Below are 21,920 nucleotides of genomic sequence, written 5' to 3'. Positions count from 1 at the left end.
GAAGCACCTAAATTTGATTACTGGTGACTACTGAATAATACCGTCAACTTCTGAGTCTTTTCTTGGATCACGATAAGGGCCAGCCGTTAAAGTGGCAGGCTGTAGGCATACTTGCATATGAACATCTTCAGTTTTTTGCAAACCTTCGCCGCTCGCATTATCAAAATTTAAGCTTATAATGCCAAACCTGTAATCATCAGCATCCTCATTTTCATCAATATAAGCCCAGGGATCATCACTTTCGTCAATAGTCACAATATCACCATTTTCATCCCTAACTGGTTGTCCTTCAACATCTACAAACCAGTAACCCTCCTCAGGAGTGCCAGGTGTCCAAACACCGTCAATTAGCTGATAGTAGCTATCAGTAATTTCCCTCTGGACATTTTGAAAATAACACCCGGAACTGGCTGACATCGGGGGTGCTTCACCCAAGAGTTCACTGACCAGATTCATTTTCATTTGATGCTTGATCTGCGCACGTATCCATTGTGAGCGTTTGGTATCCCGTTTGGCTGTAGTCGTTACAGCTTGAGCAGTAGCAAAACTGCCATCTTCATTAAAGGTAGGTGGTGTTAAGTTTGTCTCTGGAAATTCATCGATATTAGCAACGCCAACATACTCAATCAGGGTCGTTTCTATTTGACTGGGGCTATTAAGCTGTGAAGGTTTTGCTTCTATGATTGCTGAGAAATCATCCGTGTCTCCTGCCAGGGTGAAGGTACTATCAAAACTATTAACTTCTAGCAGAGCAATAGTGAGCCCAGGTAGAACTTGTATTGAAGGCAGGTCACCCCATATTTCAACACCTTCTAAAGCCAAGCCTTCACTCGTAGGCTCCTGCTGCTGCAAACGCTGGAGGAAATCATCCAAAGCATTGTAGAAAAAAAGGCCCGAGAAATAATCCTTAATATCCAAACCTGCATCATCTTCAGTTTCAACAAACTTAACCACTTCCCAGTCACCCAAACTTATGACATGACTGTTTCTGTTACCTGTAGATTGGTTAGGATCATATTGCTGCATTAAAGTGGCAGGCGCATACATTCCCTTCAGATATTCAGTTCTACTTGGCCCCTCAAACTCTTCTGGTGGGTCTTCAAACCCCTCACCAAGGTAAACTTGGTCAGAAAATTCAATCAGCGGGTTATGAGGAACAGCAACACCCAGTGGGTAGCCTTCCAAAGCTGAGAAAGGGTAGTCAAAAGAATCTTCAAACGCTATTGCCTCAGGAAAAGGGTAATCCGTATTACCCGTCGTAAAACGGGGATAGTCACGGATATGCATAGCCCTCAAACCTAAAGCCTCACCAGCATTATCAATTAACCCTAAAGCTACAGCTGGTACAGCAGTTGTTGCCTGTTGATCCCAGGTAAAACCTGATTCAAAACCCTCTACACCCAAGTCAGTAGAATCACGATTGAGAAGCTGTAATTGTGGCTCATTATCAAAAGTCCAGGAGCCGTAAATTAGATTAAGTTCAACATAATTGTTGCCCTCTTCCAAACGAGCAAAAGTCGTTGCCCAGGCAAAAGGATTATTGGCCCGGCGCTCGGTTTCAGATGCATAAAGAGCTGCTGAAAAACGATATTTCTTATTGGGACGAAGATTAAACCCTATTGCTGACTCATCAGGCGTAATATTACCTTCATCAACCAGGGGGAAATTTAAGCTGCCAGGAACAGGGCCACAATCATTCGAAGGTGACACCACCTCTGCTATTTGTACTGATGAACTGGAGCCCGGAGATACACCATAACCGTAAAGGCACTGAATATACTCTCTTACCACCTGCTTAACACTATCTTCTGCCACATCATAACCAGCAACACTGCTTTCCCTAACCTGAACCCGAATAATTTGGGTTTTAGGGTCAATGTAGGCTGCATGAGGACCATCCGGCAACTTGGCGCTGAAGGTCACCTTGGCTGTGTCCTGCTGAGTAGAGCCCTGTGATTGTTCAGAACCTGAACCCAGCTGCCTGTTTTGCTCTTTTTTTGCCCGGCAGCCACCGAGAGTGAGTGCACCTGCCATTAATATTAAGGGGTAGACTTTATTCATGACCAACCTCATTTAGCTTCTGCTCAGCCTGTTGTTTTAATCATTAATTTATTGCAGACGTATGATGGTGTTGTAATCATCAAAACTTGGGCCTGCATCATCTTCCGTTTGATCTTCAATAATATCTTCAAGCGTGTCTTCAATGCTCGCTGAAATCAGTTCATCAGTTAGCTCATCTAACCCAGTATCATCATCCGATATGCCATCATCAAGAAGGTCATCATTGACTGCTTCATCATCAGTTTGGCCTTCATCATCTGACGATGCTGTTGATTCAGCTTCAAGAGACTCAGCACTGGCAGGGAGTGCGGGAATAAATTGAGGTGCTTGTCCTGGGCTTGCCTGGGCAATGCTTCCTGCGGGAACGCCCAGTTCCACACCTTGAGAAGTAATCGTGCCTTCACCTGAATTCACCCTGAGTACAGATTGCAGGCCATTGTTGTTACCCGGTTGCTCATCAGGCACCACGAAGGTGTCCATGTCAGTACCACGTATACCCATGGTTGCCACTGGCGTTTCTATTTTGACGTTTTCACTTCGATTACGGCCAATAACACCTGAAACGGTTCGCAAACCACCTCTGGCCAGGTTAACCAAGCTGGCATCATCATCGGCTTGGTTGTACTGATAACCTTCAATGACAAGTTCGCTGCGTGGACGCAAGGCCATGAGAGCATCATCGACCATGCGAATTTGTGCGCTACTGGCAGCCGCTGTGGTTACAGTGTCACCTTCGTACACCGACAGGTTACGTTCTGCTGCCAAGGTTTCGCCATCCGCACGAACGACTTCGACAGTACCGTGTACAAACTGAAAGCGACCAGCCTCCTGATTGGCATAGGCTGACGAATGAAAAAAGGTTAAAGCCAAAAGCAGACCCAATACCCAGTAGGGAAAAGGTGCTGCTTTGTTTTTATCGTGTCCAGGTATCAAAATCATAGCGCAGACTCACTTGGGTGATCAGGCGTTGGTATTCATAGGGATCGCTATTGCTCTGCTGATCGATATAGGTCAGCCTGGGTTCAACTCGCCAGGAGGAAGCAAAGCGGAATTGGGCACCCAGGCTGTATCTAAGCTGTAGATCTTCACGCTGGGAGTCACAGGAAGTAACAGGGTGGCCATCACAGTCATAACTGCGAAAGCTGCTGGAAAAGCGAACAAAGTAATTTTGCTGGGCATTGAGTCGGTAGCTTGCATTGACACTGGTTCCAAACCCGGAAAACTCACCTACCGGCGAATCTGGCTGGTCGGTAAAAAGGTAATTACCTGTTGCGACCAACAAAAGCGGCAACTGAGCACCCAAAGGATGTCCAGCCCAGCCACCACCAATCAGGTTAAAGTCACCGTCGTTGGCAGGTGTCTGGTCATACTCGATTTGGCTTCGGCTTAAAAAGCCTAAAACCTGCGAGTTGTTATCAAGTGTATAGCGGCCATTAACTGCTAAGCGCTTTTCATCAAACTCACCTTCACCATCTTTCCAACCCTTGGCATAAGTCGGCTCCAAGCTGACCCGCCAGCGATCAGCTCGGTAGGCCGCACCAAAATTAAGGGCCAAGTTCTGGCGGATAAACTCACTTTCAGAATAGGGACGGGTATCTCGAAAACGATAGCCAGCAAAAAGACTAATGGAATCAATGGGGGTGTAGGTCAGTCTCTGCCTTAAAGTGAGAATTGAAAAAACACTGTCATCTTCTTCATAGCCCTCAGGAACAGCATCAAGAGGCGTGCCTGGAGAGGAGGTAACATTGGAGTCATAACCAAGGGCTAACTCAACCCGAGTGGTTAATTTCAAGTGAGTGGGCTGGGTACGTTGTTGAATCCTTTGTTCTAACCGAGCAACACGATTGGACATGCTTTCAGTGGGTTGGCGCTCTTTGATGATATCCAGCTGTCGTTGTGCTGACGAATAGCGCTCTAGTTGAAAGTAGGCTTCAGCAAGCAGGTATTTAGCAGACAGGCTACGAGGTTCAACCAGAACTAGACGCTCTAAAGCCCAGGTTGCTTCATCCGGCCTGGATTGGCTAAGTGCAGCTTGTGCAAAAAGGCGATCATAAGCAGCCTGGCCCGCAAACTCAGCTTCCAAAGGCTTCATCAGCTCGTAGACTTGAGCTCGTTGGTTACTGGTATAAAGATCTCTTAGTTCATTAATATCAGGCAGATTTTCTGCTGTAACCGCAGCAGATGCGCCTAATATCAGCAAGGTGAGTAGCCCGGTTTTAATTTTTTTTCCCACAACCCTTACCCCAAAGTGAACTCTTGGCATTTATGTTAGTCAAAAGAGTCGACCGTTACTGTGATCTCTTTCACAAAGTCCTCATAAAGTTCAGGGTAGATGCTTTTTATTTTTTTTCAAAAAAATTTTTATATATATTTTAAATACTTTTTAACAAGCCCTTAAAGTTGCATTCTGTACTATCCAAACCAAAAGACTTATTAGTACAACTCCACCAAAACCCAGTGCCACCCACTGCAGCCAACTCAAATTGTAGATGATTTTGCTTTTCCGCTTCCCAGGCACTTGACGCTTTTCAGTTTTTAATTCCACCTTGTCGCGTTCAATTTCTGCTGCTGCTTCTACGAGCAATCTGACATCAGGTGCCGCTCTTTCGAGTAAAAATTCAGCAGCGGCCTGCCAGTTGGGGTTGCTTTTACCTACCCGAAGGGTTCTAAGCGCTGATCCTGAAGAGGTAAAGGTGGGTTTATAGCCGCTTTTCTGTTCGCTCATATCCGTTGGGTATCCTGATCTTCGATATCGATTAAAGCCGTGAATGGCTTGCAATTCTGCGGCAGAGCTAAAGAGCTTGTCCAGCTCTCCAGGCAGGTAATTTCAGTTGGACGCAACAACCCTGACCTTCAGGGTTGTTATAAATATTCAGGTGAGCACCCAGTTCATAAGCGCGCTGATGCATATTCGCCAAGCCTCGCCCACCTGGTGACGGGTCTCTGGAAAGTCCTTTGCCCCGGTCACAAATTCTAATAATCAGATTTCCGTAATCATCTGTTTCAGCTGTCAGAGTTGCCTCCTTGACCTCCGCATGCTTAATAATATTGGTTAGTGCCTCCTGTATCAGGCGTTGAAAATTCAGTGCTTGCTGAGGTGTAAGCTCTTTTTCCATAGGCAGATCCTGAACCTGCCAATTAAGTTTCAGCCCAGCGGCCTGCATACGCTGTCCCAAACGATAACGCAGCTGCCCCAGCAAAGTAGCAAGATCCATACCTTCCGGTTGTAGGCTGTCCATCATTAAACGCAGATCATTCAGAACAACCTCCAATTGATCCTGCAGCTGGTTTTTATCGACTTCTTCCCGACGCGCAGCATAGAGAGTAGCTGTCAGTTGGGAGCCTAAACCATCGTGCATTTCCCGCATCAGGCGTTCACGTTCCTGGCTGTTGTTCTGAACCAGGCGGCGTTTTTCTTCTTCAGATGCCACCAGTTTCTTCAGAGTCTGTTCGTATTCATAACGATCCAGATAGATTTTTTGTGCGACAGCCAGGGCGAAGAAGATAACCTGAGCAGTCATACCCACCAAAATACCGTTACGTGAAATAAAGAAGGCTGAAAAGCCCCACTCACCCAGTAACAAGGGCTGCAAGGCCGTAGTGAGCGCACGGCTAATATCTATGCCCGCCCCCAGCATAGAACAAAGAATACCGATCAAAATCAGACCTGCAGGCCGGAAACGCCGGTGCCAGGCCAGGATAATGATCGCCAGGGTCATCGGCGTTGCCATCCAGGCCAGCAACATGGTCAGCCGGTAGCCCTGAGTGTAATCCACAATTGCCAGTAGAGCCGCTGGCAGCATCAACACCAAATAACCGTAGAAAACTTTGACCAGGCGCGGAGCCCATAAACGCAAATTGAAAAAAGCACTCAGAAAGAGCAAAGAAGCTGCCGTAGTCACCAGTGGCCAGAAAACAATCATTAGCTTTACGGCCTGCGGCCAGCGACTTAGCCAGGCATTGGCGACAAATTCCCCGGCATTGGCCAAACTAAGTATTAAAACCGTTAGGACCAGCCCGCCAAAATACAAAAACATGCGATCACGCAGCACCAGGAAGATGATCGCAAAGAAGAGTCCCAACCCACCAATGATGCCATAGAACCAACTCAGCCAACGGCTTTCGGTGGCATTAAAGCGATAAAGGTCGTCAGCCATCCAGTGCAGCAAGAGAGTATTCGCCAAGCCTTCGGTCTGAATACGAACATAGGTTGTTAAGCTGGCGTTTTCTGGTAGCTGGAAGGGAAAAGCAAAGCGTTTTTGCCAGTCAGGACGCTTATCCAGCGGCTGATAAAGCCCTGAATGCTGCTCAGTGACTTGGCCCTGCTCATCGACCCAGTAGACACTAACCTGATCGAGCAGGATAAAAGGTGCCACTAGAAACCAGGGGTTTTCTTCTGCCAGCGGCCCAGTCAGCTGAAAGCGATACCAGTGAGCTGCCTCGTTGAACCCCAGGTTGCCAGAGGCCTGACGCTGCCAAGCTCCATCCGGCAGAGCACGTATCTCGGCCAAATCCATCTTACCTTCTGTGTCCTGATAGTAATCCAGAAGCTGGCCGTAACCCTGACCATAAAAATGCCGCTGTTCAATTTTGAATTCAGGAGCAGCCTGAAGCCCTGCTGACACTAGCAGCATAACAATCAGCAGTAACAAGCGAGCCATGTCTTAGTCCAGATGACGCATATCCAGCAAGCCCTGACGCGTTGCTGCAAAAACCGCTTCGTTTTTGGTTTTGACCGAAAGTTTACGATAGAGGTTTTTGATATGGGAATTAACGGTGTGACTGGAAACAGAAAGTTCTTCGGCCACTTCGCGGTAGGTGTAGCCTCGGGCAAGAAGTTTCAACAGCTGCATTTCACGTTTGGTTAGCGCTACACCTGTGACCTTGGCCTGCTCAGGCTCTAGTGGCTGCTGCATTTTTTTCAGCAGATGTCGCGCAATCATCGGGCTCATGGGGCTACCACCATCAACCAACTGAATGATGTGCTCGGCAAGGCTTTGATCATCCGTATCCTTAAGGATATAGCCACTGGCACCCGCTTCTATGGCCTGAATAACATGCCCTTCGTCACCAAACATGCTAACCACCATGATTTCGGTCGTGGGACTAAGTTGGGTGGTTTCCTGAATCACTTCCAGCCCTGAGCCATCGGGTAACCCCAGATCGACAAGAAGCACCCGCGGATAGTTATCTTCAAGTAGGATTCGACTCTCTTTCACTCCCGCCGCTTCACCCGCCCAGGAAAGCTCAGGATGCTTTTCAATGGAATTTTTGAAGCGTTGTCTGACTGCCGGATCATCTTCAATCAGAGCAACACTGATCGCTTGTCGGCTCATATGAAATTTCCTTATCTGATCAGGTTTAAAGGCTTACTTAATCCAGTGTGCAGCAAAGTCAGCAGCAAACCTATACCTAACCTTAGTTAATCACTCACTTGCTGATGAATAGCAAAGAGCGATTGCAGGTTTTTTTCGAGTTGTTCGACAAGGTATTCCTCTTCTTCCTGCCGGATTTTTGCCAGCACCTGCAAAACCTCAGGAATTCTAGCAGGCTCATTGCGCTGGCCCTGATAGCCTTTTAGCGGCATATCAGGGCTATCGGTTTCCAGCACGAAGGATGAAATAGGCAGGTTTGCAGCTACGCGGCGAAGCTTTTGAGCACGCGGATAGGTCAAGGCACCACCCAGACCCAATTTAAAACCCAGCTCAACCAGCTTTTCTGCCTGCTGCTGGCTGCCAGAAAACGCATGGGCCAAACCGCCTCGAGGAAGTGCTACCTGACGAAGGCGCTGGGTCATTTTATCCATGGCTTTGCGAATATGCAGCACCACAGGAAGCTGGTATTTTTTCGCCAGTTGTAGCTGGGCATCAAAGAAAAACCACTGACGTTCCTGCTCTTGGGGTGAAGGATCTGCCCACAAGTCTATCCCTATTTCTCCAACAGCCACTACTTGCGGGTGCTCTTGAAGCAATTGCTCCAGTTGCTGCAAATGCGCTTCACAATGCTCATCAATAAAATAAGGATGCAGCCCCAGGCAGGGGTAAATATCCGGGTGGGAAGCGGCCAGCTTTAAAGTGCGCTGCCAGGTTGCTGCTGTGGTTCCGGGGAGAAGAAAGCGCTTTACCCCGGCCTGACGCGCCCGCTCCAACATAGCTTCCCGATCCTTATCGAAATCAGGAAAATCCAGGTGGCAGTGGGCGTCAGTCAGAAACATTAAATCACCATCAGGCTCCTGGCAGGTCACGCATGATCATGGCGTATTTCAGATCCTGTTCACTCAGGGTGTCGCCAGGTAAAGGAATACGAACAAAATAGCCAGTGCCTGGGGCCACGTCCATAGCAAAGCCGTTTTTACGGTTTTCCAAAGCATCCAGCTTAAAACGGCGGTTGCCTGATGGTGTCATGATTTCCAGGGTATCGCCCATTTGGAATTTATTTTTAACTTCCACTTCCAGCCAACCCCGGTCATCCGTACCCAAAACCTCACCCACAAACTGCTGATGAACACCTACGGAATTACCCGTTTCATAGTTCTGATATTCATCATGCACATGGCGGCGGTAAAAGCCTTCGGTATAACCCCGGTTAGCCAGGTTTTCCAGGGCATTCATCAGGTCCATATTAAAAGGGCGACCGGCAGCGGCATCATCAATAGCCTTGCGATAGACCTGGGCAGTGCGGGCCACATAATAATGGCTCTTGGTACGCCCTTCGATTTTCAAGGAGTCGACACCCATCTCGGCAAGACGGGCAACATGCTGAACAGCTCGCAGGTCTTTGGAGTTCATAATGTAGGTGCCATGCTCATCTTCATAGATGGGCATTAACTCGCCTGGACGACCCGCCTCAGAAATCAGCGCTGACAACTCTTCCTGGCCTTCAGTGCCACCCGCTGTTTTGGTCGAAGCCAAACCCTGATCCGGCGTCCAGATGCCCTGAGCTTCAGCCTGGGCCAAAGGAATCAGATCGCCGGTCGCATCGGTTGTGGTTTGTACCGTGTCGTATTTCCAACGGCAGGCATTGGTACAGGTGCCCTGGTTGGGGTCGCGGTGGTTAAAGTAACCGGAAAGCAAGCAGCGTCCTGAATAGGCAATACACAAAGCACCATGAACAAAGGTTTCCAACTCCATGGTTGGACATTCCTGACGTATCTCTGCAATTTCATCCAGAGAAAGCTCCCGGGACAGAATAATGCGTTGTATGCCCAATTTCTCCCAGAAACGTACCGCAGCATAGTTAACCACATTGGCCTGTACAGAGAGATGAATGACTTGATCCGGCCACTTTTCACGCACCATCATAATTAAACCTGGATCAGACATGATCAAGGCATCCGGTTTCATTTCAATAACCGGTTCCATATCCTTCAAATAGGTGCGCACCTTGCTGTTATGGGGCGCAATATTGCTGGCCACAAAGAAGAGCTTGCCGCGCTCATGGGCATAATTGATGCCTTCAGCAAGCTTTTCCAGCTTGAAGTCATTATTACGTACCCGCAAACTGTAGCGCGGCTGCCCTGCATAGACGGCATCAGCGCCGTAGGCAAAGGCATACTGCATGTTGCGGAAGGTTCCTGCTGGAGAAAGTAGCTCGGGCGATTTCATGGAAAGGCAATACCTGAGTGTTTAGCTGGGTTAAAGCGCTATCTTAACATGATTTTCTGCTATATTAACGCCTATGAGCACTTGCGATGAACATCAATGCCGTCCCGGCTGTGGAGCCTGCTGTATTGCACCTTCCATCAGCACGCCAACACCCGGCCACCCTCAAGGCAAGGCAGCCGGTCTGCGCTGTGCTCACTTGAATGAAGATTTGCTCTGTAGCCTTTTTGGTCAACCGGAAAGGCCAGCTGCCTGCGCTGCTTTTCATTTCGACACCAGCGTTTGTGGCACAGAACGACAAGAAGCCTTGCAACGAATCCACTGGCTGGAAGAAGCAACTCAAATATAAGAATCAAAAGGGGATTGCATGCATCAAGCATTTATTATTGCTGCCGCAGGCCGTCAGGACGGCCAAGGTAGCCTGGCAGAACTGGACAAAATGCGTGAACAGGTGACTGAAGCGGGTCTTAAGCTCGAACGCCTAGTTATCGACCCCCTCAAAGCGGGCTGGAACTCACCCAAACCACGCAATCATTTTCGTTCCGGTTGCGCCCCCTTGGAAGCCCTGGCCTTTGCCCACACCCAATTAAAAGAAGGCGCTTTTGAAGCCGTACTCATTGAAGGCCAGGATGCCATCAAAACCGGTTATTCAAGAGAGGAAAGGGATGAACTCATGCAGGAAGTCTTTGGTCCTGATTACCCCCTGCCTGAAGCCTATACCGATCTGGCCCGTTATTTTTGCCATCAACAGGGCCTGAGCTTTGATGAATTCCGTAAGCTGCGTGATGCCCTATTTGAAAACTATCGTCGCTCTGCACCCGAAGCAGCTGTTGATGAGCGCTGGTATGCAGAAATTACCGAGCTTTTCCGGGGCGTGGATTGCGCTAATCCCTATACCGACTACTCTGGTGGGCTGCTACTCACCCGCGATGACTTACTGGGAAGCTTTGATTGCAGCCAGCCTCCCGTTGAGGTCAAAGGTGTAGGCATTGGCTTTGCCCAGGGCGATGGCGCCGATCACTTAGAAGAGCTGGCCGATTACTGGCACCTGGAAAAGGCCGTGCACTATGCCAACCTGCAAGCAGAAATGGAGTTTGCTGAAGAATTTAATGCTGGCAAAGCCTTACTGGAAGCCTACACCTGCTACCCGGTAGTTCCTCTTGCTTTATTATTAAGAGGTGATTTTGTGGGCAGTGTTGAAGAAATTCCTGCCTGGCTGGGAAAACATCGACTGACTTTAAAAGGTGGCATGAATCTGAATCGTGCTCCCTGGAACCTTCCCGCACTCAGGGCCTTGATTGAAATGACTCTAGCTCTGCATAATAACCCCGGAATGCTTGGTGGGGTTCACGGTAACGGTGGCTTGGGTTACAAACAAGGTTTTGCCATTCTGGGCGGGAACCCCTAAGCTGTTTGCAAATCCAAGCAAGCGTATCAACATTAACTCTGGAGAAGACAACCATGCGTTACGACGCTCAATCAACACAGACACAGGCTCAGTCCAAAGCCCTTAGTCCTGAGGCGCACCGCGTCCTCAGAAACACCTATATGCTGCTGGGCATGACTCTGGCGTTCAGTGCCCTAACGGCCTTCTTTGCAGTGGCCACTGGCCTTCGCTTGAATATTTTTGTCTTCTTTATTGGAGCCTATGGTTTCATGTTCCTGACCCACAAACTGGCTGATTCTGCCTGGGGCCTCTTGAGTGTCTTTGGCTTTACCGGCTTTATGGGGCTGTCACTCGGCCCAATTCTCAGCATGTATCTGGGTGCTGGAATGGGCAATGTTGTGGTTTCAGCCCTGGGCATGACCGCATTGGTATTCTTCGGGCTATCCGCCGTTGCGCTGGTCACCAAAAAGGATTTCAGCTTCCTGGGTAAATTCCTGCTGGTCGGTGGCCTGGTCCTGATTGCCGGTATTATTGCCAATCTCTTCATGGGTCTAACCAACCTGCACCTGGCTCTCAGCGCTGGTTTTGTGATCTTTGCTTCTGCCTTGATCCTCTTCCAAACCAGTGAAATTGTGCATGGTGGAGAAACCAATTACATCCGTGCAACCGTGGGCCTGTTTGTTGCCATTTACAACCTCTTTGTCAGCCTGCTGGCACTGCTGGGTATGAGCAACGACTAATTCCATGGCAGTTTTTGCACTCAACATTACTGGGGCGCCCTATTCCACTTTGGCGCCCCTTTCTGCGTTAAGGTTTGCCCGCGCTGCTCTGGCTGCAGGACACAGCATCCAGCGTATCTTCTTCTATCAAGAAGGTGTGCTTCTGGCCAACCAACTGGCTTGCCCACCCCAGGATGAACTCAACCTGACCCGTGCCTGGCAAGAGTTAGCCAACGAGCATCAGCTGGAGCTGGTAGTCTGCGTGGCCGCAGCCCTAAAACGTGGCGTTCTGGATGAGAAAGAAGCCAAACGCCACGGCCTGGATCAGCACAATCTTGCCAGTGGCTTTAGCCTTGCCGGACTCGGTCAACTCATTGACAGCTTCAGCCAAGCTGATCGAACCCTGACTTTTTGCTCATGAAAGCCTATAGATTTGATTTGGTTGTCTTTTTTACTCAGCCTCCCTTGGCTGGAGCACAAGGCAAGGAAGCACTCGATACCGCTCTGGTCAGTGCAACCTTTGAACAAAAAACGGCCCTGGTTTTTACCGGCTCCGGTGTTTTACAGCTCCTTAAAAACCAGCAACCTGATTTGCTTGAATTAAAGGGCATTCAAGCTATGCTCAAAGCGCTACCCCTTTATGATTTGGATGCCATCTATGTTGATCAGGAATCCATGGAGCGCCTACAACTAACAAGTGAGCAGCTACTCCTGGATATAGACGTTTTGCCTGCTGATCAAATTAGACAACTGATGTCGACCAGCAAAAACCTATTGGTATTCTGATATGGCAACCCTGCACCAACTTAATGCCGCGAATAAACTGGAAAGCTGCCGCCCCTTTTTAGAAGCAGGTGATCAGTTGCTGCTCATAGAAGCGGCTGTTTTTCTGGCACTGGATGAACAGGCTTTGCAAACCCTACCCCCAGGGGTTGAGCTGCTGGTGTTACAGCAGGATCTGGATGCCCGCGGCTTAAGTACTTTAGCCAACTGGCCCCTGACCCGAGTGACCGCTGTCCAGTGGGTAGAGCGAGCACTGGAGGCTGAGCGTGTCTGTAGCTGGTAACCTTCCTCCCCTAGACCCAGAAGGCTATCTGGAGAACCTCAATGACTGGAACGAAACAGTTGCTGAAGCCCTGGCTGCTGATGAGGGCAAAAGCCTGACAGCCAGCCATTGGGAAATTCTGCACCTACTGCGCCAGTTCTATCAGGAATATGAACTCTCCCCGGCCATGCGCCCCTTTAGCAAATATCTACGCCAGCACCTGGGCCCGGATAAGGCACGCAGCATCTACCTCATGCAGCTTTTTGGTGAAAGCCCTGCCAAAGCAGCGGCCCGCCTGGCTGGCCTCCCCAAGCCGGATAATTGTCTGTAAGGTTTTCCTTAACTGCCTGCATACAATACAATGGGGGAATTTTCTATCACCGCCATTTCTATGTATCCAAGGAAAACCTATGTCTGATAACAAAAGGGTCGACAACCTGAATGTTGCTGCCCAGGAAATTTTGATTACTCCAGATCGCTTGAAAGACAAGCTACCCCTGACAGAAGCGGCTGAAAAAACCGTCTATGAAGGTCGCCAGGTCATACAGGATATTCTAGATCGCAAGGACCCCAGACTCTTTGTGATTGTTGGTCCCTGCTCAATTCATGATATTGATGCAGCGCTGGAATATGCCGAACGCCTAAAAAAACTGGCCGACCAAGTCAGTGACAGTCTCTACTTGGTGATGCGTGTGTATTTTGAAAAGCCCCGCACTACCGTTGGCTGGAAGGGTTTGATCAACGACCCTCACATGGATGATTCCTTCCAAATTGAAGAAGGCCTGCACCTGGGCCGTAAACTTCTGGTCAAGCTTTCAGAAATGGGCTTGCCACTGGCAACCGAAGCCCTGGACCCCATCTCACCCCAGTATATGCAAGACTGCATTGCCTGGAGTGCGATAGGCGCACGCACGACCGAATCCCAGACCCACCGTGAAATGTCCAGTGGCCTTTCCTGCCCAGTCGGCTTTAAAAATGGCACTGACGGTAGTTTGGATGTTGCGGTTAATGCCCTGAAGTCCATGGCACATCCACACAACTTCCTGGGTATCAACAGCGAAGGACAGGTCGCGATTATTCGTACCAAAGGCAATAGCTACGGCCATGTTGTTCTGCGCGGTGGCAACGGCAAGCCCAACTATGACTCAGTCAGCGTCAAACTCTGTGAAAAAGATCTTCACAAGGCAGGCTTGGCCCAAAACATTATGATTGACTGCAGCCACGCCAACTCCAACAAAGATCCCGGCCTCCAGCCACTAGTACTGGATAACGTCACCCACCAGATCACCGATGGCAATGAGTCAATCGTTGGTTTGATGATTGAATCCAACCTTGGCTGGGGCAACCAGAAGATCCCAGAAGATAAATCACAATTGCAATACGGCGTCTCCGTCACCGATGCCTGCATCGACTGGGAAACCACCGAAAAAGCCCTGACAGAAATGGCTGAAAAACTACGCCCAGTACTTGAAGAGCGTCGTCAAAGAGCCGTTAAAAACGTCTGATTCCTAGTCGCGAAACAAAAAAACGGCCCTAAAATCTTAGGGCCGTTTTTATTCATCTTTACAGCTAATTAGCTCTTGTCTTCTAACCCTTGGGTATCATCAAACAAGGGTTTATCTTCCTTACTGCCCAGAACCCGTTCACGGAAAAGATCCAGCTTTTCATGAACCAGCTCCAAAGTCCGTTCGGCATTTTCTTGCACATCACCTTTGAAAATCTCAAAGCCTTGCAGTATCTCTTTGGCTTGATTAAAACCACGGTCTATGGCAGGCGTGATGATATCCATAAACTTGTCTAAGGCTTCTTCTTCCGAAAGACTGGGGTTCTGCTTTTTGAAAGCTTCAAAATAGCCAGTCGCGCCAGTAACAATGCGATCAGCTGTTTTTTCTGGCGACCAATAGTCTTCCTGGCCTTCAACACCTGAAGTTTTTGCAGCCAACTTTTCCAAACTGAAGTTATCATCGCCCAATTCTTTTCGCAGAACCTCTTCCAGCTTAATAACTACTTCTTGATAATTAATCTTCTGAGCATTGGCTCCGCGACTATCCGCTTTACCAAACATTGCCTGAAGCAAACCAGCATTGGCTTCCAAACGAGACTCAGCCTGAGCTTGAGCCCAGTCTTTACCCCGTTCTTTAGTGTTCACTTCAGGGGCATCCGTGCGCTTAGCATCCAGAACCTCCGCAGCACGCGCTTTGGGCGGATTAGCCTGACCCGGCGTGGTGACTGGAGCTGATGAAATAGAAAGATTTTCGCTGGACATAGCCAAGCCCTCATCAAGTGTATTCGTATCAATAGAGGAGATCGGCAAAAATCAGCAAAACTTTACAGAATTTAGCGTATTTTTCGGGAAGTCTTTAAAAAGCAATGGCTTAGTAAACGACCCACGAAACACTTCAGTATACCTGTTGTCAATTATGTCTTTAGTATGCAGATAGGAGCCTGCATTCCTACCAGAAGAATTAGCTATAGCTTTGCAGCTTCCGGTAATAAGGCAAACTAATCGCTAGCAATCCACTTAGTAAAAAACTGGCTGCTATCAATTCCAGACTCTCCTCAACCAAATGGTCCACCAAAAGATAGCCTGGAGAAAACCCATAATCAGGATTCTGCTCAAGTTCATGATAGTAGATAGAGAAGGCTTCTTGCCAAGCTTCAATAGCTTTGAGGTTTAGGCTATCAATAATGGTATTTCCCAAACGCTCCTGCCACTCAAAAAGCCGACGAAATGCCGAACCAAAACCAACCATACCATAAAGAACAAAACCAAAGGTCAATCGCTTATTAGGCTTTAATTCACTAGAGCCTGATTTTAGGAGGCACCAAAAAGCACCTACCATAATGGATGCAAGGAAGAAGTAGAAAACAGCTTCCCAAATCATGCGTGCCTGAGTGCTACTCAACCAAGCTTCAAACAAGGGAATCATATAAGCTGATGAGATTAGATGACGAATATTCATCCAGTCTTCTAAAAACATCAAGAAAAACCCGGCAGAAAAAAGAAAAAAAGCCCTCCGTTCTATGCTCCGTGCTGGAGAAGTGCCTATTGAGCCATACACTAAAGCACTTAGCAAAGCACCTGAAGCAAGGAAGAACCATTGGAGTTTTTCAATAGTTCGCCCTTCACTAAAAATTGAATAATATACCAGAGGATAGTCGTCTATAAAAAACAGAGCTAAAGCAGAGACACCAAAAAAATCAAAAACGACAGTTACTGCCAAAGATAAGAAAAGTAACGTCAATCCCAAAAAAACAGGTAAGTAGGACATAATAAAAAAGGAGCAGCCTTTTAAAGCTACTCCTTCCTGATAGTATAATTATTTAAGCTATAGGCTTATCGCAACTACTGTTTTAAGGTGTGGCTGGTGTTCCATCTGGTCCAGAGCAATTACGCAAATTCACACCTTCGAAATCATGCACACAGCTCCAGCGACCTGCTTCAGTTCTGGTCAGAGTGACTGATCCACGGTCATTGCTAGCAGTGATAGTATGATCTTCACCATCTTCAGCTATAGCTACACTAGTGTCATTCTCATCATCAAGAGGAATAATATCGTCATCAGTTGGATCGTCACCTGAGAAGATAGCTGCATCTACAGCTGTACGATAGGCTGTTGCAGTCGCAAACAATGAAGAAGCCTCAGCTCTATCAATGTAGCGCTGATACTGAGGCACAGCGACGGCGGCCAGGATGCCGATAATGGCGATAACAACCAGAAGTTCAATCAGGGTAAAACCTTGTTGAGCGGCTTTCATTCAACCTTCTCCTTTAAAATTTCAAAATTTAGTATCCAGCTTCCCTGCGGGAAGTCTTGAGCTTGTATGGCAACTATGAAACACTTTGTTACCTAATGCAACAATGATTTTAGTCAATCTGTTAATTAAAATGCAAGCTGTTACCTAGCCTAGCCAAGTCTACCAATGTCATAATCCTTTGACTATCCGGTGCAACTGAAATAAGGAATCCAGGCTTTATGGTGGATGTATCCAATCCTCACGTGCTGAGCTCTTTGTCCAAACGCTTGATTCGCCAAGGCCTTATGGATGAAAGTGAAGCGCTGGCCGCCCAGGTCAAGGCTAAAGAGAGCAACCTATCCTTTAGCCATTACCTGAACTCCACTGGCCATATTGATAGTGACCAACTTGCTAGCTTGATTGCCGAAGAGTTCGGCCTTCCTTATCTTGATCTGGAAGCAATGGAACCCAAGCTTTTCCCAAAGAAGCTGGTCAATGAAAATTTACTACGCAAGCACCAGGCTCTACCTGTTTTTTTAAAGGGGAATCAGCTGACGCTTGCCCTGACCACACCAACCAACCTGGCTGCCATTGACGAAATTCAGTTCCAAACAGGCTTGATTATCTATCCAGTAATCGTATCTGAAATTAAGTTACATCGAATCCTGGAAGACTCACTGGAAACAGATATCAGTGCCCTGGGTGATCTTAATGACAGTGAGCTAGAAGGCTTGGAAACGGGCGAAAGCCAACTTCAAGAAGAAGATTTGGATGATGGCATCGGTGGCAAGGATGATGCACCCATCGTTAAATTTGTCAACAAGGTGCTCTTGGATGCCATACGTCGCGGGGCTTCGGATATTCACTTTGAGCCCTATGAGCATAGTTACCGGGTTCGCTGCCGTATCGATGGTATCCTGCATGAAATGACCCGCCCACCACTTTCACTGCGTGGACGCTTGGCAGCCCGTTTGAAGGTGATGGCCAAGCTAAATATTTCTGAGCGGCGTATCCCTCAGGATGGCGGCATCAAACTCAAACTGTCCAAAACCCGCTCTATCGACTTTAGGGTCAACACCCTGCCCACTCTTTGGGGTGAAAAGATCGTCCTGCGGATACTGGACGCCAATGCCGCCAAAATGGGCATAGAACAATTGGGCTTTGAGGCCGATCAGCAAAAGCTTTATGAACAGGCCCTAGCCAGGCCTCAGGGGATGATTCTGGTCACCGGGCCAACGGGTAGCGGTAAAACCGTAACCCTCTACACAGGTCTGAATCTACTAAACAGCCCGGAAAGAAATATTGCCAGTGCCGAAGATCCGGTTGAAATCAATATGGAAGGTATCAATCAGGTCAACATCAATACCAAGGTGGGATTGAACTTTGCCGCTGCTTTGCGGGCTTTTTTGCGCCAGGATCCTGATGTGGTTATGGTGGGTGAGATCCGTGATTTGGAAACCGCTGAAACGGCAGTCAAGGCAGCACAGACCGGGCACCTGGTACTCTCAACCCTGCATACCAACTCAGCAGCAGCGACTTTGAATCGCCTGATGAATATGGGCATACCTTCTTATAACCTGGCCGCTTCTGTGCAGCTAATCATTGCCCAGCGCCTGGCCAGAAAACTTTGCCCCAAATGTCGCAAACCGACTGAGTTGCCGAAAGACACACTTTTGGAGTTGGGTTTTACTCAAGAACAAATCAATGCGAAGGGTATTTTTGATGCTGTTGGTTGTACTCACTGCACCAAGGGTTACAAGGGCCGTATCGGGATCTATGAAGTGGTCAAGATTACCCCTGAACTGGCCGACTTGATCATGCATTCTGCGAGCGCTTTAGAGATTGACCGCAAGGCCAGAGCCGAGGGTTTTGATGATCTTCGCCAAGCGGGACGCAAGAAGGTACTGGCAGGCCTGACCAGTGTTGATGAATTAACACGTGTAACCATGGAGTAGGCTGAGACGCTATGGATAAAAAACCACCCAAAATTCATTTATTCCATTGGCAGGGCACCAATGCCCGCCGTGAAAAGATATCCGGTGAAATAGAAGCTGAAGATATCAATCTGGTGCGGGCAAAACTGCGTGAACAGGGTATTTCACCCAAGCGCATTCGCAAAAAATCCAATTTCTCACTGGGGTTTGGTGAGAAAATTACTGCCCGGGACATCACTTTATTTTCCAGGCAACTGGCGACCATGATTAAAGCCGGGGTTCCTGCGGTTCAGGCGTTGAGTATCACTATTGAAAGCCAAACCAAAAAGAAAATGCGGGACCTCCTTATTGATTTGAGGGATCAGGTTTCTTCAGGTACGCCCATCGCCCAGGCTTTGCGTCGGCACCCTAAAGTATTTGATGATCTTTTTTGCAGCCTGGTAGAAGCTGGTGAAGCCTCAGGCGCTTTGGAAAATATGCTGGAAAGGGTGGCTCTTTACAAAGAGCGCATGGAGTCTCTGAAGAATAAAATCAAAAAAGCCCTCTACTATCCGGTGTTTGTCATGGTCATCGGCTTAGGGGTCGCTGGCCTTTTGCTGGTGAAGGTGGTTCCTGAGTTTGAGCGCATGTTTGCTGGTTTTGGGGCCGAACTTCCAGCCTTCACCCAAATGGTCATTAACATGTCTCGCTTTATGCAGGAATGGTGGTATCTGGTTTTCGGTGGAATGCTTGCGGCTATATATTTAACTCTAGTGATGCGCAAGCGCTCAGAAACCTTTGCTTACCGGCTTAGCAAACTGGCCTTGCGGCTTCCTGTAATAGGCATGTTGCTTCACAAATCTGCTGTTGCACGCTTTGCCCGCACCCTGGCCACTTCTTTTGCTGCAGGGGTTCCTTTAGTGGACTCACTGGATTCTGCTGGCCGTTCCACAGGCAGTCTAGTTTATCGTGATGCTGTTGCGAGCATGAAAGATGATGTAGCCGCAGGTCAGCAACTTAATTTCAGTATGCGCCAGACCAAGCTATTCCCTACCATGGTCAACCAGATGGTTGCCATAGGGGAAGAGTCAGGGGCCCTGGACACCATGTTGGTTAAGGTGGCTGATTTTTTTGAAGAAGAAGTCAACACCCTGGTGGATTCCATGACCAGCCTCTTGGAACCCCTGGTTATAGCGGTCTTGGGGATAATCGTTGGTGGTCTGGTCGTAGCCATGTATCTGCCTATCTTCCAGATGGGTGATATTCTCTAATGAGTGAATTGGCTGCCCTGAATGCCAGTTTCTGGCCTTTTTGGCTGTGGTTAGTCTTTGCCAGCCTGCTGGGCTTGGTTATCGGTAGTTTTTTAAATGTGGTGATTTATCGCTTGCCGCTAATGCTTAGGCGTAGCTGGGGCGAAACCCAGCTTCCTGAACTCAGCTTATCCTGGCCAGCATCCCACTGCCCTGCCTGCTTAACGCATGTCAGTTGGTACCACAACTTACCTGTAATCAGCTGGCTACTGCTCAAAGGCAAGTGCGCCAGCTGCAAAACACCCATTTCCAGACTCTACCCCGGCGTTGAACTGGCTGCTGGTTGCCTGGCACTGATGATCGCCTGGCGCTATGGGGCCAGCCTCCAATCGCTTGCGTTTATGGGTCTGGCTTTTACGCTCTTGGCCTTGGCCGTTATTGATGCCCAAACTCGCCTTCTGCCTGATTTTCTGACCTTGCCACTGGTCTGGGCCGGACTCACCTTTCACTGGTGGTTTTCTTCACCGGAGTTATTTAATCAAGCCTTTGTCGGTGCGCTTCTGGGCTATCTAAGTCTCTGGAGCCTCTATTGGGTCTTCAAGCTGTTGACTGGACGAGAAGGCATGGGGTATGGCGACTTTAAATTATTAGCCGCTCTGGGAGCCTGGTTGGGTGCTCCTGCCCTGGTTCCTATTGTCTTGCTGGCTTCCCTGTCGGGTTTGGTTGCTGCCTTGCTGCTAAAGCTAGGTAAGAGGTGGCAGGGGCAGGCCTTGCCCTTCGGACCTCATTTGATCCTCGGCGGGCTGGCTCTGTTACTGGGTGGCTGGGAGTTAGCGCAAACCTTGAGGCTGGGTAGCTGGTTGCTGGTTACTGGCTGGGCTTTTCCTGGTTAGCCGCTGCATCCAGCTGTCTTAAATAGCGCAGTTTTTCAGCAATTTTGATTTCCAGCCCCCTTTCTACTGGCTGGTAGTAGCAAGTGCCTGCCAGCTGTTCAGGCAAGTAGTTTTCTCCAGCCGCATAGCCTTCAGGCTCATTGTGGGCATAGCGATAGTCTGCACCATAGCCCAGCTCTTCCATCAGACCTGTCGGTGCATTACGTAAATGCAGGGGCACTTCATAGCTAGGTGATGACTTAACTGCTTTCATGGCCGCATTAAAGGCGTTATAAACGGCGTTGGACTTGGCTGCTACGGCCAAATAGACCACGGCATGGGCAATGGCCAGTTCACCTTCGGGGCTACCTAGCCGGGTTTGTACATCCCAGGCATTCAGGGCCAACTGCAGGCCACGCGGATCAGCATTACCGATGTCTTCACTGGCCATGCGCACGACCCGCCGGGCAATATACAAAGGATCACAACCGCCATCCAACATACGGCATAACCAGTAGAGGGCAGCATCCGGTGAAGAGCCCCGCACCGCTTTATGCAGCGCAGAAATCTGGTCATAAAAGGCTTCACCGCCCTTATCAAAACGCCTTAAACTTTCTTGAACGACTTCGGCAATGGTTTTTTCGGTAATCTGCCCTTCTTCAGCAAGATCGGCTGCAATTTCCAAAAAATTCAGTGCCCGCCGGGCATCACCATCAGCGGCCCTGGCCAGGGTCAGCAGAGTCTCGGCTTCTGCTACCAGCCCCAGTTGACCCAAACCCCGATCAGTATCAGCCAGCGCCTGCATCAGCAGCCCTTGCAAAACCTCTTCACTAAGTGATTTGAGTACATAAACTCTGGCTCGGGACAGTAAGGCGGAATTAAGTTCAAACGAAGGGTTTTCTGTGGTTGCCCCTATAAAAAGAAAGGTGCCATCTTCAATGTAGGGCAGGAAGGCATCCTGCTGGGATTTATTAAAGCGATGCACCTCATCAACAAACAAGAGAGTTGGCTTACCAGTAAATTGCTGATGCTCCTGAGCCGCAGTAACCGCCGCACGTATTTCTTTAACACCACTCATAACTGCTGACAGGCTGGTGTAGCGTAGTTCTCCCTGCTCTGCGAGCAAACGGGCCAGGGTTGTTTTACCGACTCCTGGAGGCCCCCAGAAGATCATTGAGTGCAGCTGCCCGGCTTCCAGCGCCTGACGTAACGATTTGTCCTGGCCCAGCAGGTGGTCTTGACCAACAAACTCACTGAGGTTGCGTGGCCGCATTCGTGCCGCTAGAGGTTGCCAGCTGGTTGGCCCGCCTGCGCTGAACAAATCATCCGCCATA

The 21,920-nt window shown here is 48.8% G+C and carries 23 protein-coding genes; 11 read left to right on the top strand and 12 right to left on the bottom strand.

From position 1 onward, the window contains the following. Positions 1-27 precede the first annotated feature (27 nt). From BM185_RS06545 to trhP, 8 genes are all read right to left on the bottom strand, one after another. Positions 28-2,061, bottom strand: coding sequence for a hypothetical protein (locus tag BM185_RS06545; RefSeq protein WP_091961018.1), 2,034 nt, complete (start codon positions 2,059-2,061; stop codon positions 28-30). A 48-nt stretch (positions 2,062-2,109) separates the two neighbouring features. Beyond that, a complete protein-coding gene (locus BM185_RS06540; protein ID WP_091961017.1) occupies positions 2,110-3,000 on the bottom strand; it encodes a FecR family protein in 891 nt (296 codons plus the stop codon). After that, positions 2,975-4,294, bottom strand: a complete 1,320-nt coding sequence (locus BM185_RS06535; protein WP_177203494.1) for a tetratricopeptide repeat protein — start codon at positions 4,292-4,294, stop codon at positions 2,975-2,977. Before BM185_RS06535 ends, BM185_RS06540 begins: the two co-directional genes overlap by 26 nt. A gap of 150 nt (positions 4,295-4,444) precedes the next feature. Continuing rightward, positions 4,445-4,786, bottom strand: coding sequence for a hypothetical protein (locus BM185_RS06530; protein ID WP_091961013.1), 342 nt, complete (start codon positions 4,784-4,786; stop codon positions 4,445-4,447). Positions 4,787-4,853: 67 nt separating this feature from the next. Then, positions 4,854-6,722: a sensor histidine kinase gene (locus BM185_RS06525; RefSeq protein WP_091961011.1), complete on the bottom strand. Its 1,869-nt coding sequence runs from the start codon at positions 6,720-6,722 to the stop codon at positions 4,854-4,856. 3 nt (positions 6,723-6,725) lie between these two features. Then, positions 6,726-7,397 (bottom strand): response regulator, encoded by a 672-nt coding sequence (locus tag BM185_RS06520; protein ID WP_091961009.1) that lies wholly within the window; start codon positions 7,395-7,397, stop codon positions 6,726-6,728. Positions 7,398-7,483: 86 nt separating this feature from the next. Next, positions 7,484-8,275, bottom strand: coding sequence for a TatD family hydrolase (locus BM185_RS06515; RefSeq protein WP_091961007.1), 792 nt, complete (start codon positions 8,273-8,275; stop codon positions 7,484-7,486). Positions 8,276-8,285: 10 nt separating this feature from the next. Then, on the bottom strand, positions 8,286-9,665 hold the full coding sequence (gene trhP, locus BM185_RS06510; RefSeq protein WP_091961004.1) for a prephenate-dependent tRNA uridine(34) hydroxylase TrhP: 1,380 nt from the start codon (positions 9,663-9,665) through the stop codon (positions 8,286-8,288). A gap of 73 nt (positions 9,666-9,738) precedes the next feature. On the opposite strand from trhP, the gene BM185_RS06505 reads away from it, so the two are divergent. The 8 genes from BM185_RS06505 (at position 9,739) to BM185_RS06470 (ending at position 14,318) form a co-directional block, all read left to right on the top strand. Then, positions 9,739-10,011 carry a YkgJ family cysteine cluster protein gene (locus BM185_RS06505; RefSeq protein WP_091961001.1) on the top strand — a complete coding sequence of 91 codons (273 nt, stop codon included), beginning with the start codon at positions 9,739-9,741 and terminating at the stop codon, positions 10,009-10,011. Positions 10,012-10,029: 18 nt separating this feature from the next. Then, the gene (locus BM185_RS06500; RefSeq protein ID WP_091960998.1) at positions 10,030-11,070 is read left to right on the top strand and encodes a hypothetical protein; all 1,041 of its coding nucleotides are present in this window, start codon (positions 10,030-10,032) and stop codon (positions 11,068-11,070) included. 53 nt (positions 11,071-11,123) lie between these two features. After that, positions 11,124-11,789 (top strand): Bax inhibitor-1/YccA family protein, encoded by a 666-nt coding sequence (locus BM185_RS06495; RefSeq protein ID WP_091960994.1) that lies wholly within the window; start codon positions 11,124-11,126, stop codon positions 11,787-11,789. A gap of 4 nt (positions 11,790-11,793) precedes the next feature. Continuing rightward, positions 11,794-12,189, top strand: a complete 396-nt coding sequence (tusD, locus tag BM185_RS06490) for a sulfurtransferase complex subunit TusD (RefSeq protein ID WP_091960991.1) — start codon at positions 11,794-11,796, stop codon at positions 12,187-12,189. Next, positions 12,186-12,554 carry a sulfurtransferase complex subunit TusC gene (tusC, locus tag BM185_RS06485; protein WP_091960988.1) on the top strand — a complete coding sequence of 123 codons (369 nt, stop codon included), beginning with the start codon at positions 12,186-12,188 and terminating at the stop codon, positions 12,552-12,554. The genes tusD and tusC overlap by 4 nt, the downstream gene beginning before the upstream one ends. A 1-nt stretch (position 12,555) precedes the next feature. Further along, entirely contained in the window at positions 12,556-12,834 is a 279-nt protein-coding gene (locus BM185_RS06480) for a DsrH/TusB family sulfur metabolism protein (protein WP_091960985.1), read from the top strand. Then, positions 12,818-13,144, top strand: coding sequence for a TusE/DsrC/DsvC family sulfur relay protein (locus BM185_RS06475; protein WP_245751716.1), 327 nt, complete (start codon positions 12,818-12,820; stop codon positions 13,142-13,144). Before BM185_RS06480 ends, BM185_RS06475 begins: the two co-directional genes overlap by 17 nt. Before the next feature lie 79 nt (positions 13,145-13,223). Continuing rightward, the gene (locus BM185_RS06470) at positions 13,224-14,318 is read left to right on the top strand and encodes a 3-deoxy-7-phosphoheptulonate synthase (RefSeq protein WP_091960980.1); all 1,095 of its coding nucleotides are present in this window, start codon (positions 13,224-13,226) and stop codon (positions 14,316-14,318) included. A 68-nt stretch (positions 14,319-14,386) separates the two neighbouring features. Here BM185_RS06470 and BM185_RS06465 read toward each other — a convergent pair whose 3' ends face one another. From BM185_RS06465 to BM185_RS06455, 3 genes are all read right to left on the bottom strand, one after another. Beyond that, positions 14,387-15,079 (bottom strand): DUF5610 domain-containing protein, encoded by a 693-nt coding sequence (locus BM185_RS06465; protein ID WP_091960977.1) that lies wholly within the window; start codon positions 15,077-15,079, stop codon positions 14,387-14,389. A gap of 199 nt (positions 15,080-15,278) precedes the next feature. Next, entirely contained in the window at positions 15,279-16,085 is an 807-nt protein-coding gene (locus BM185_RS06460; RefSeq protein WP_091960974.1) for a hypothetical protein, read from the bottom strand. A gap of 82 nt (positions 16,086-16,167) precedes the next feature. Next, the gene (locus BM185_RS06455) at positions 16,168-16,572 is read right to left on the bottom strand and encodes a pilin (protein ID WP_091960972.1); all 405 of its coding nucleotides are present in this window, start codon (positions 16,570-16,572) and stop codon (positions 16,168-16,170) included. Between the two features lie 218 nt (positions 16,573-16,790). On the opposite strand from BM185_RS06455, the gene pilB reads away from it, so the two are divergent. The 3 genes from pilB to BM185_RS06440 are packed head-to-tail and all read left to right on the top strand — an operon-like array spanning position 16,791 to position 20,607. Beyond that, complete coding sequence (gene pilB / locus BM185_RS06450; RefSeq protein ID WP_177203493.1) at positions 16,791-18,506, top strand: type IV-A pilus assembly ATPase PilB; 1,716 nt, start codon at positions 16,791-16,793, stop codon at positions 18,504-18,506. A gap of 11 nt (positions 18,507-18,517) precedes the next feature. Next, positions 18,518-19,735, top strand: coding sequence for a type II secretion system F family protein (locus BM185_RS06445; RefSeq protein ID WP_091960969.1), 1,218 nt, complete (start codon positions 18,518-18,520; stop codon positions 19,733-19,735). Then, positions 19,735-20,607, top strand: coding sequence for a prepilin peptidase (locus BM185_RS06440; protein WP_091960966.1), 873 nt, complete (start codon positions 19,735-19,737; stop codon positions 20,605-20,607). Before BM185_RS06445 ends, BM185_RS06440 begins: the two co-directional genes overlap by 1 nt. Here the strand turns inward: BM185_RS06440 and BM185_RS06435 are convergent. Then, entirely contained in the window at positions 20,582-21,919 is a 1,338-nt protein-coding gene (locus BM185_RS06435) for a replication-associated recombination protein A (RefSeq protein WP_091960963.1), read from the bottom strand. The two genes, BM185_RS06440 and BM185_RS06435, sit on opposite strands and share 26 nt — an antisense overlap. Between the last annotated feature and the right edge of the window lies 1 nt (position 21,920).

The organism is Marinospirillum celere (assembly GCF_900112235.1).
Lineage (GTDB): Bacteria > Pseudomonadota > Gammaproteobacteria > Pseudomonadales > Halomonadaceae > Marinospirillum > Marinospirillum celere.
The sequence above is the reverse complement of the archived record's forward strand: the minus strand, read 5'-3'. Positions and strand labels throughout refer to the sequence as shown.

Coding starts and splice junctions, on each gene's coding strand:
- BM185_RS06545 (WP_091961018.1), bottom strand. CDS start 2,061: ATGAATAAAGTCTACCCCTTAATATTAATGGCAGGTGCACTCACTCTC.
- BM185_RS06440 (WP_091960966.1), top strand. CDS start 19,735: ATGAGTGAATTGGCTGCCCTGAATGCCAGTTTCTGGCCTTTTTGGCTG.
- trhP (WP_091961004.1), bottom strand. CDS start 9,665: ATGAAATCGCCCGAGCTACTTTCTCCAGCAGGAACCTTCCGCAACATG.
- BM185_RS06495 (WP_091960994.1), top strand. CDS start 11,124: ATGCGTTACGACGCTCAATCAACACAGACACAGGCTCAGTCCAAAGCC.
- BM185_RS06515 (WP_091961007.1), bottom strand. CDS start 8,275: ATGTTTCTGACTGACGCCCACTGCCACCTGGATTTTCCTGATTTCGAT.
- BM185_RS06460 (WP_091960974.1), bottom strand. CDS start 16,085: ATGTCCTACTTACCTGTTTTTTTGGGATTGACGTTACTTTTCTTATCT.
- BM185_RS06465 (WP_091960977.1), bottom strand. CDS start 15,079: ATGTCCAGCGAAAATCTTTCTATTTCATCAGCTCCAGTCACCACGCCG.
- BM185_RS06455 (WP_091960972.1), bottom strand. CDS start 16,572: ATGAAAGCCGCTCAACAAGGTTTTACCCTGATTGAACTTCTGGTTGTT.
- BM185_RS06500 (WP_091960998.1), top strand. CDS start 10,030: ATGCATCAAGCATTTATTATTGCTGCCGCAGGCCGTCAGGACGGCCAA.
- BM185_RS06435 (WP_091960963.1), bottom strand. CDS start 21,919: ATGGCGGATGATTTGTTCAGCGCAGGCGGGCCAACCAGCTGGCAACCT.
- BM185_RS06470 (WP_091960980.1), top strand. CDS start 13,224: ATGTCTGATAACAAAAGGGTCGACAACCTGAATGTTGCTGCCCAGGAA.
- BM185_RS06540 (WP_091961017.1), bottom strand. CDS start 3,000: ATGATTTTGATACCTGGACACGATAAAAACAAAGCAGCACCTTTTCCC.
- pilB (WP_177203493.1), top strand. CDS start 16,791: ATGGTGGATGTATCCAATCCTCACGTGCTGAGCTCTTTGTCCAAACGC.
- BM185_RS06525 (WP_091961011.1), bottom strand. CDS start 6,722: ATGGCTCGCTTGTTACTGCTGATTGTTATGCTGCTAGTGTCAGCAGGG.
- tusD (WP_091960991.1), top strand. CDS start 11,794: ATGGCAGTTTTTGCACTCAACATTACTGGGGCGCCCTATTCCACTTTG.
- BM185_RS06530 (WP_091961013.1), bottom strand. CDS start 4,786: ATGAGCGAACAGAAAAGCGGCTATAAACCCACCTTTACCTCTTCAGGA.
- BM185_RS06520 (WP_091961009.1), bottom strand. CDS start 7,397: ATGAGCCGACAAGCGATCAGTGTTGCTCTGATTGAAGATGATCCGGCA.
- BM185_RS06445 (WP_091960969.1), top strand. CDS start 18,518: ATGGATAAAAAACCACCCAAAATTCATTTATTCCATTGGCAGGGCACC.
- BM185_RS06480 (WP_091960985.1), top strand. CDS start 12,556: ATGGCAACCCTGCACCAACTTAATGCCGCGAATAAACTGGAAAGCTGC.
- tusC (WP_091960988.1), top strand. CDS start 12,186: ATGAAAGCCTATAGATTTGATTTGGTTGTCTTTTTTACTCAGCCTCCC.
- BM185_RS06505 (WP_091961001.1), top strand. CDS start 9,739: ATGAGCACTTGCGATGAACATCAATGCCGTCCCGGCTGTGGAGCCTGC.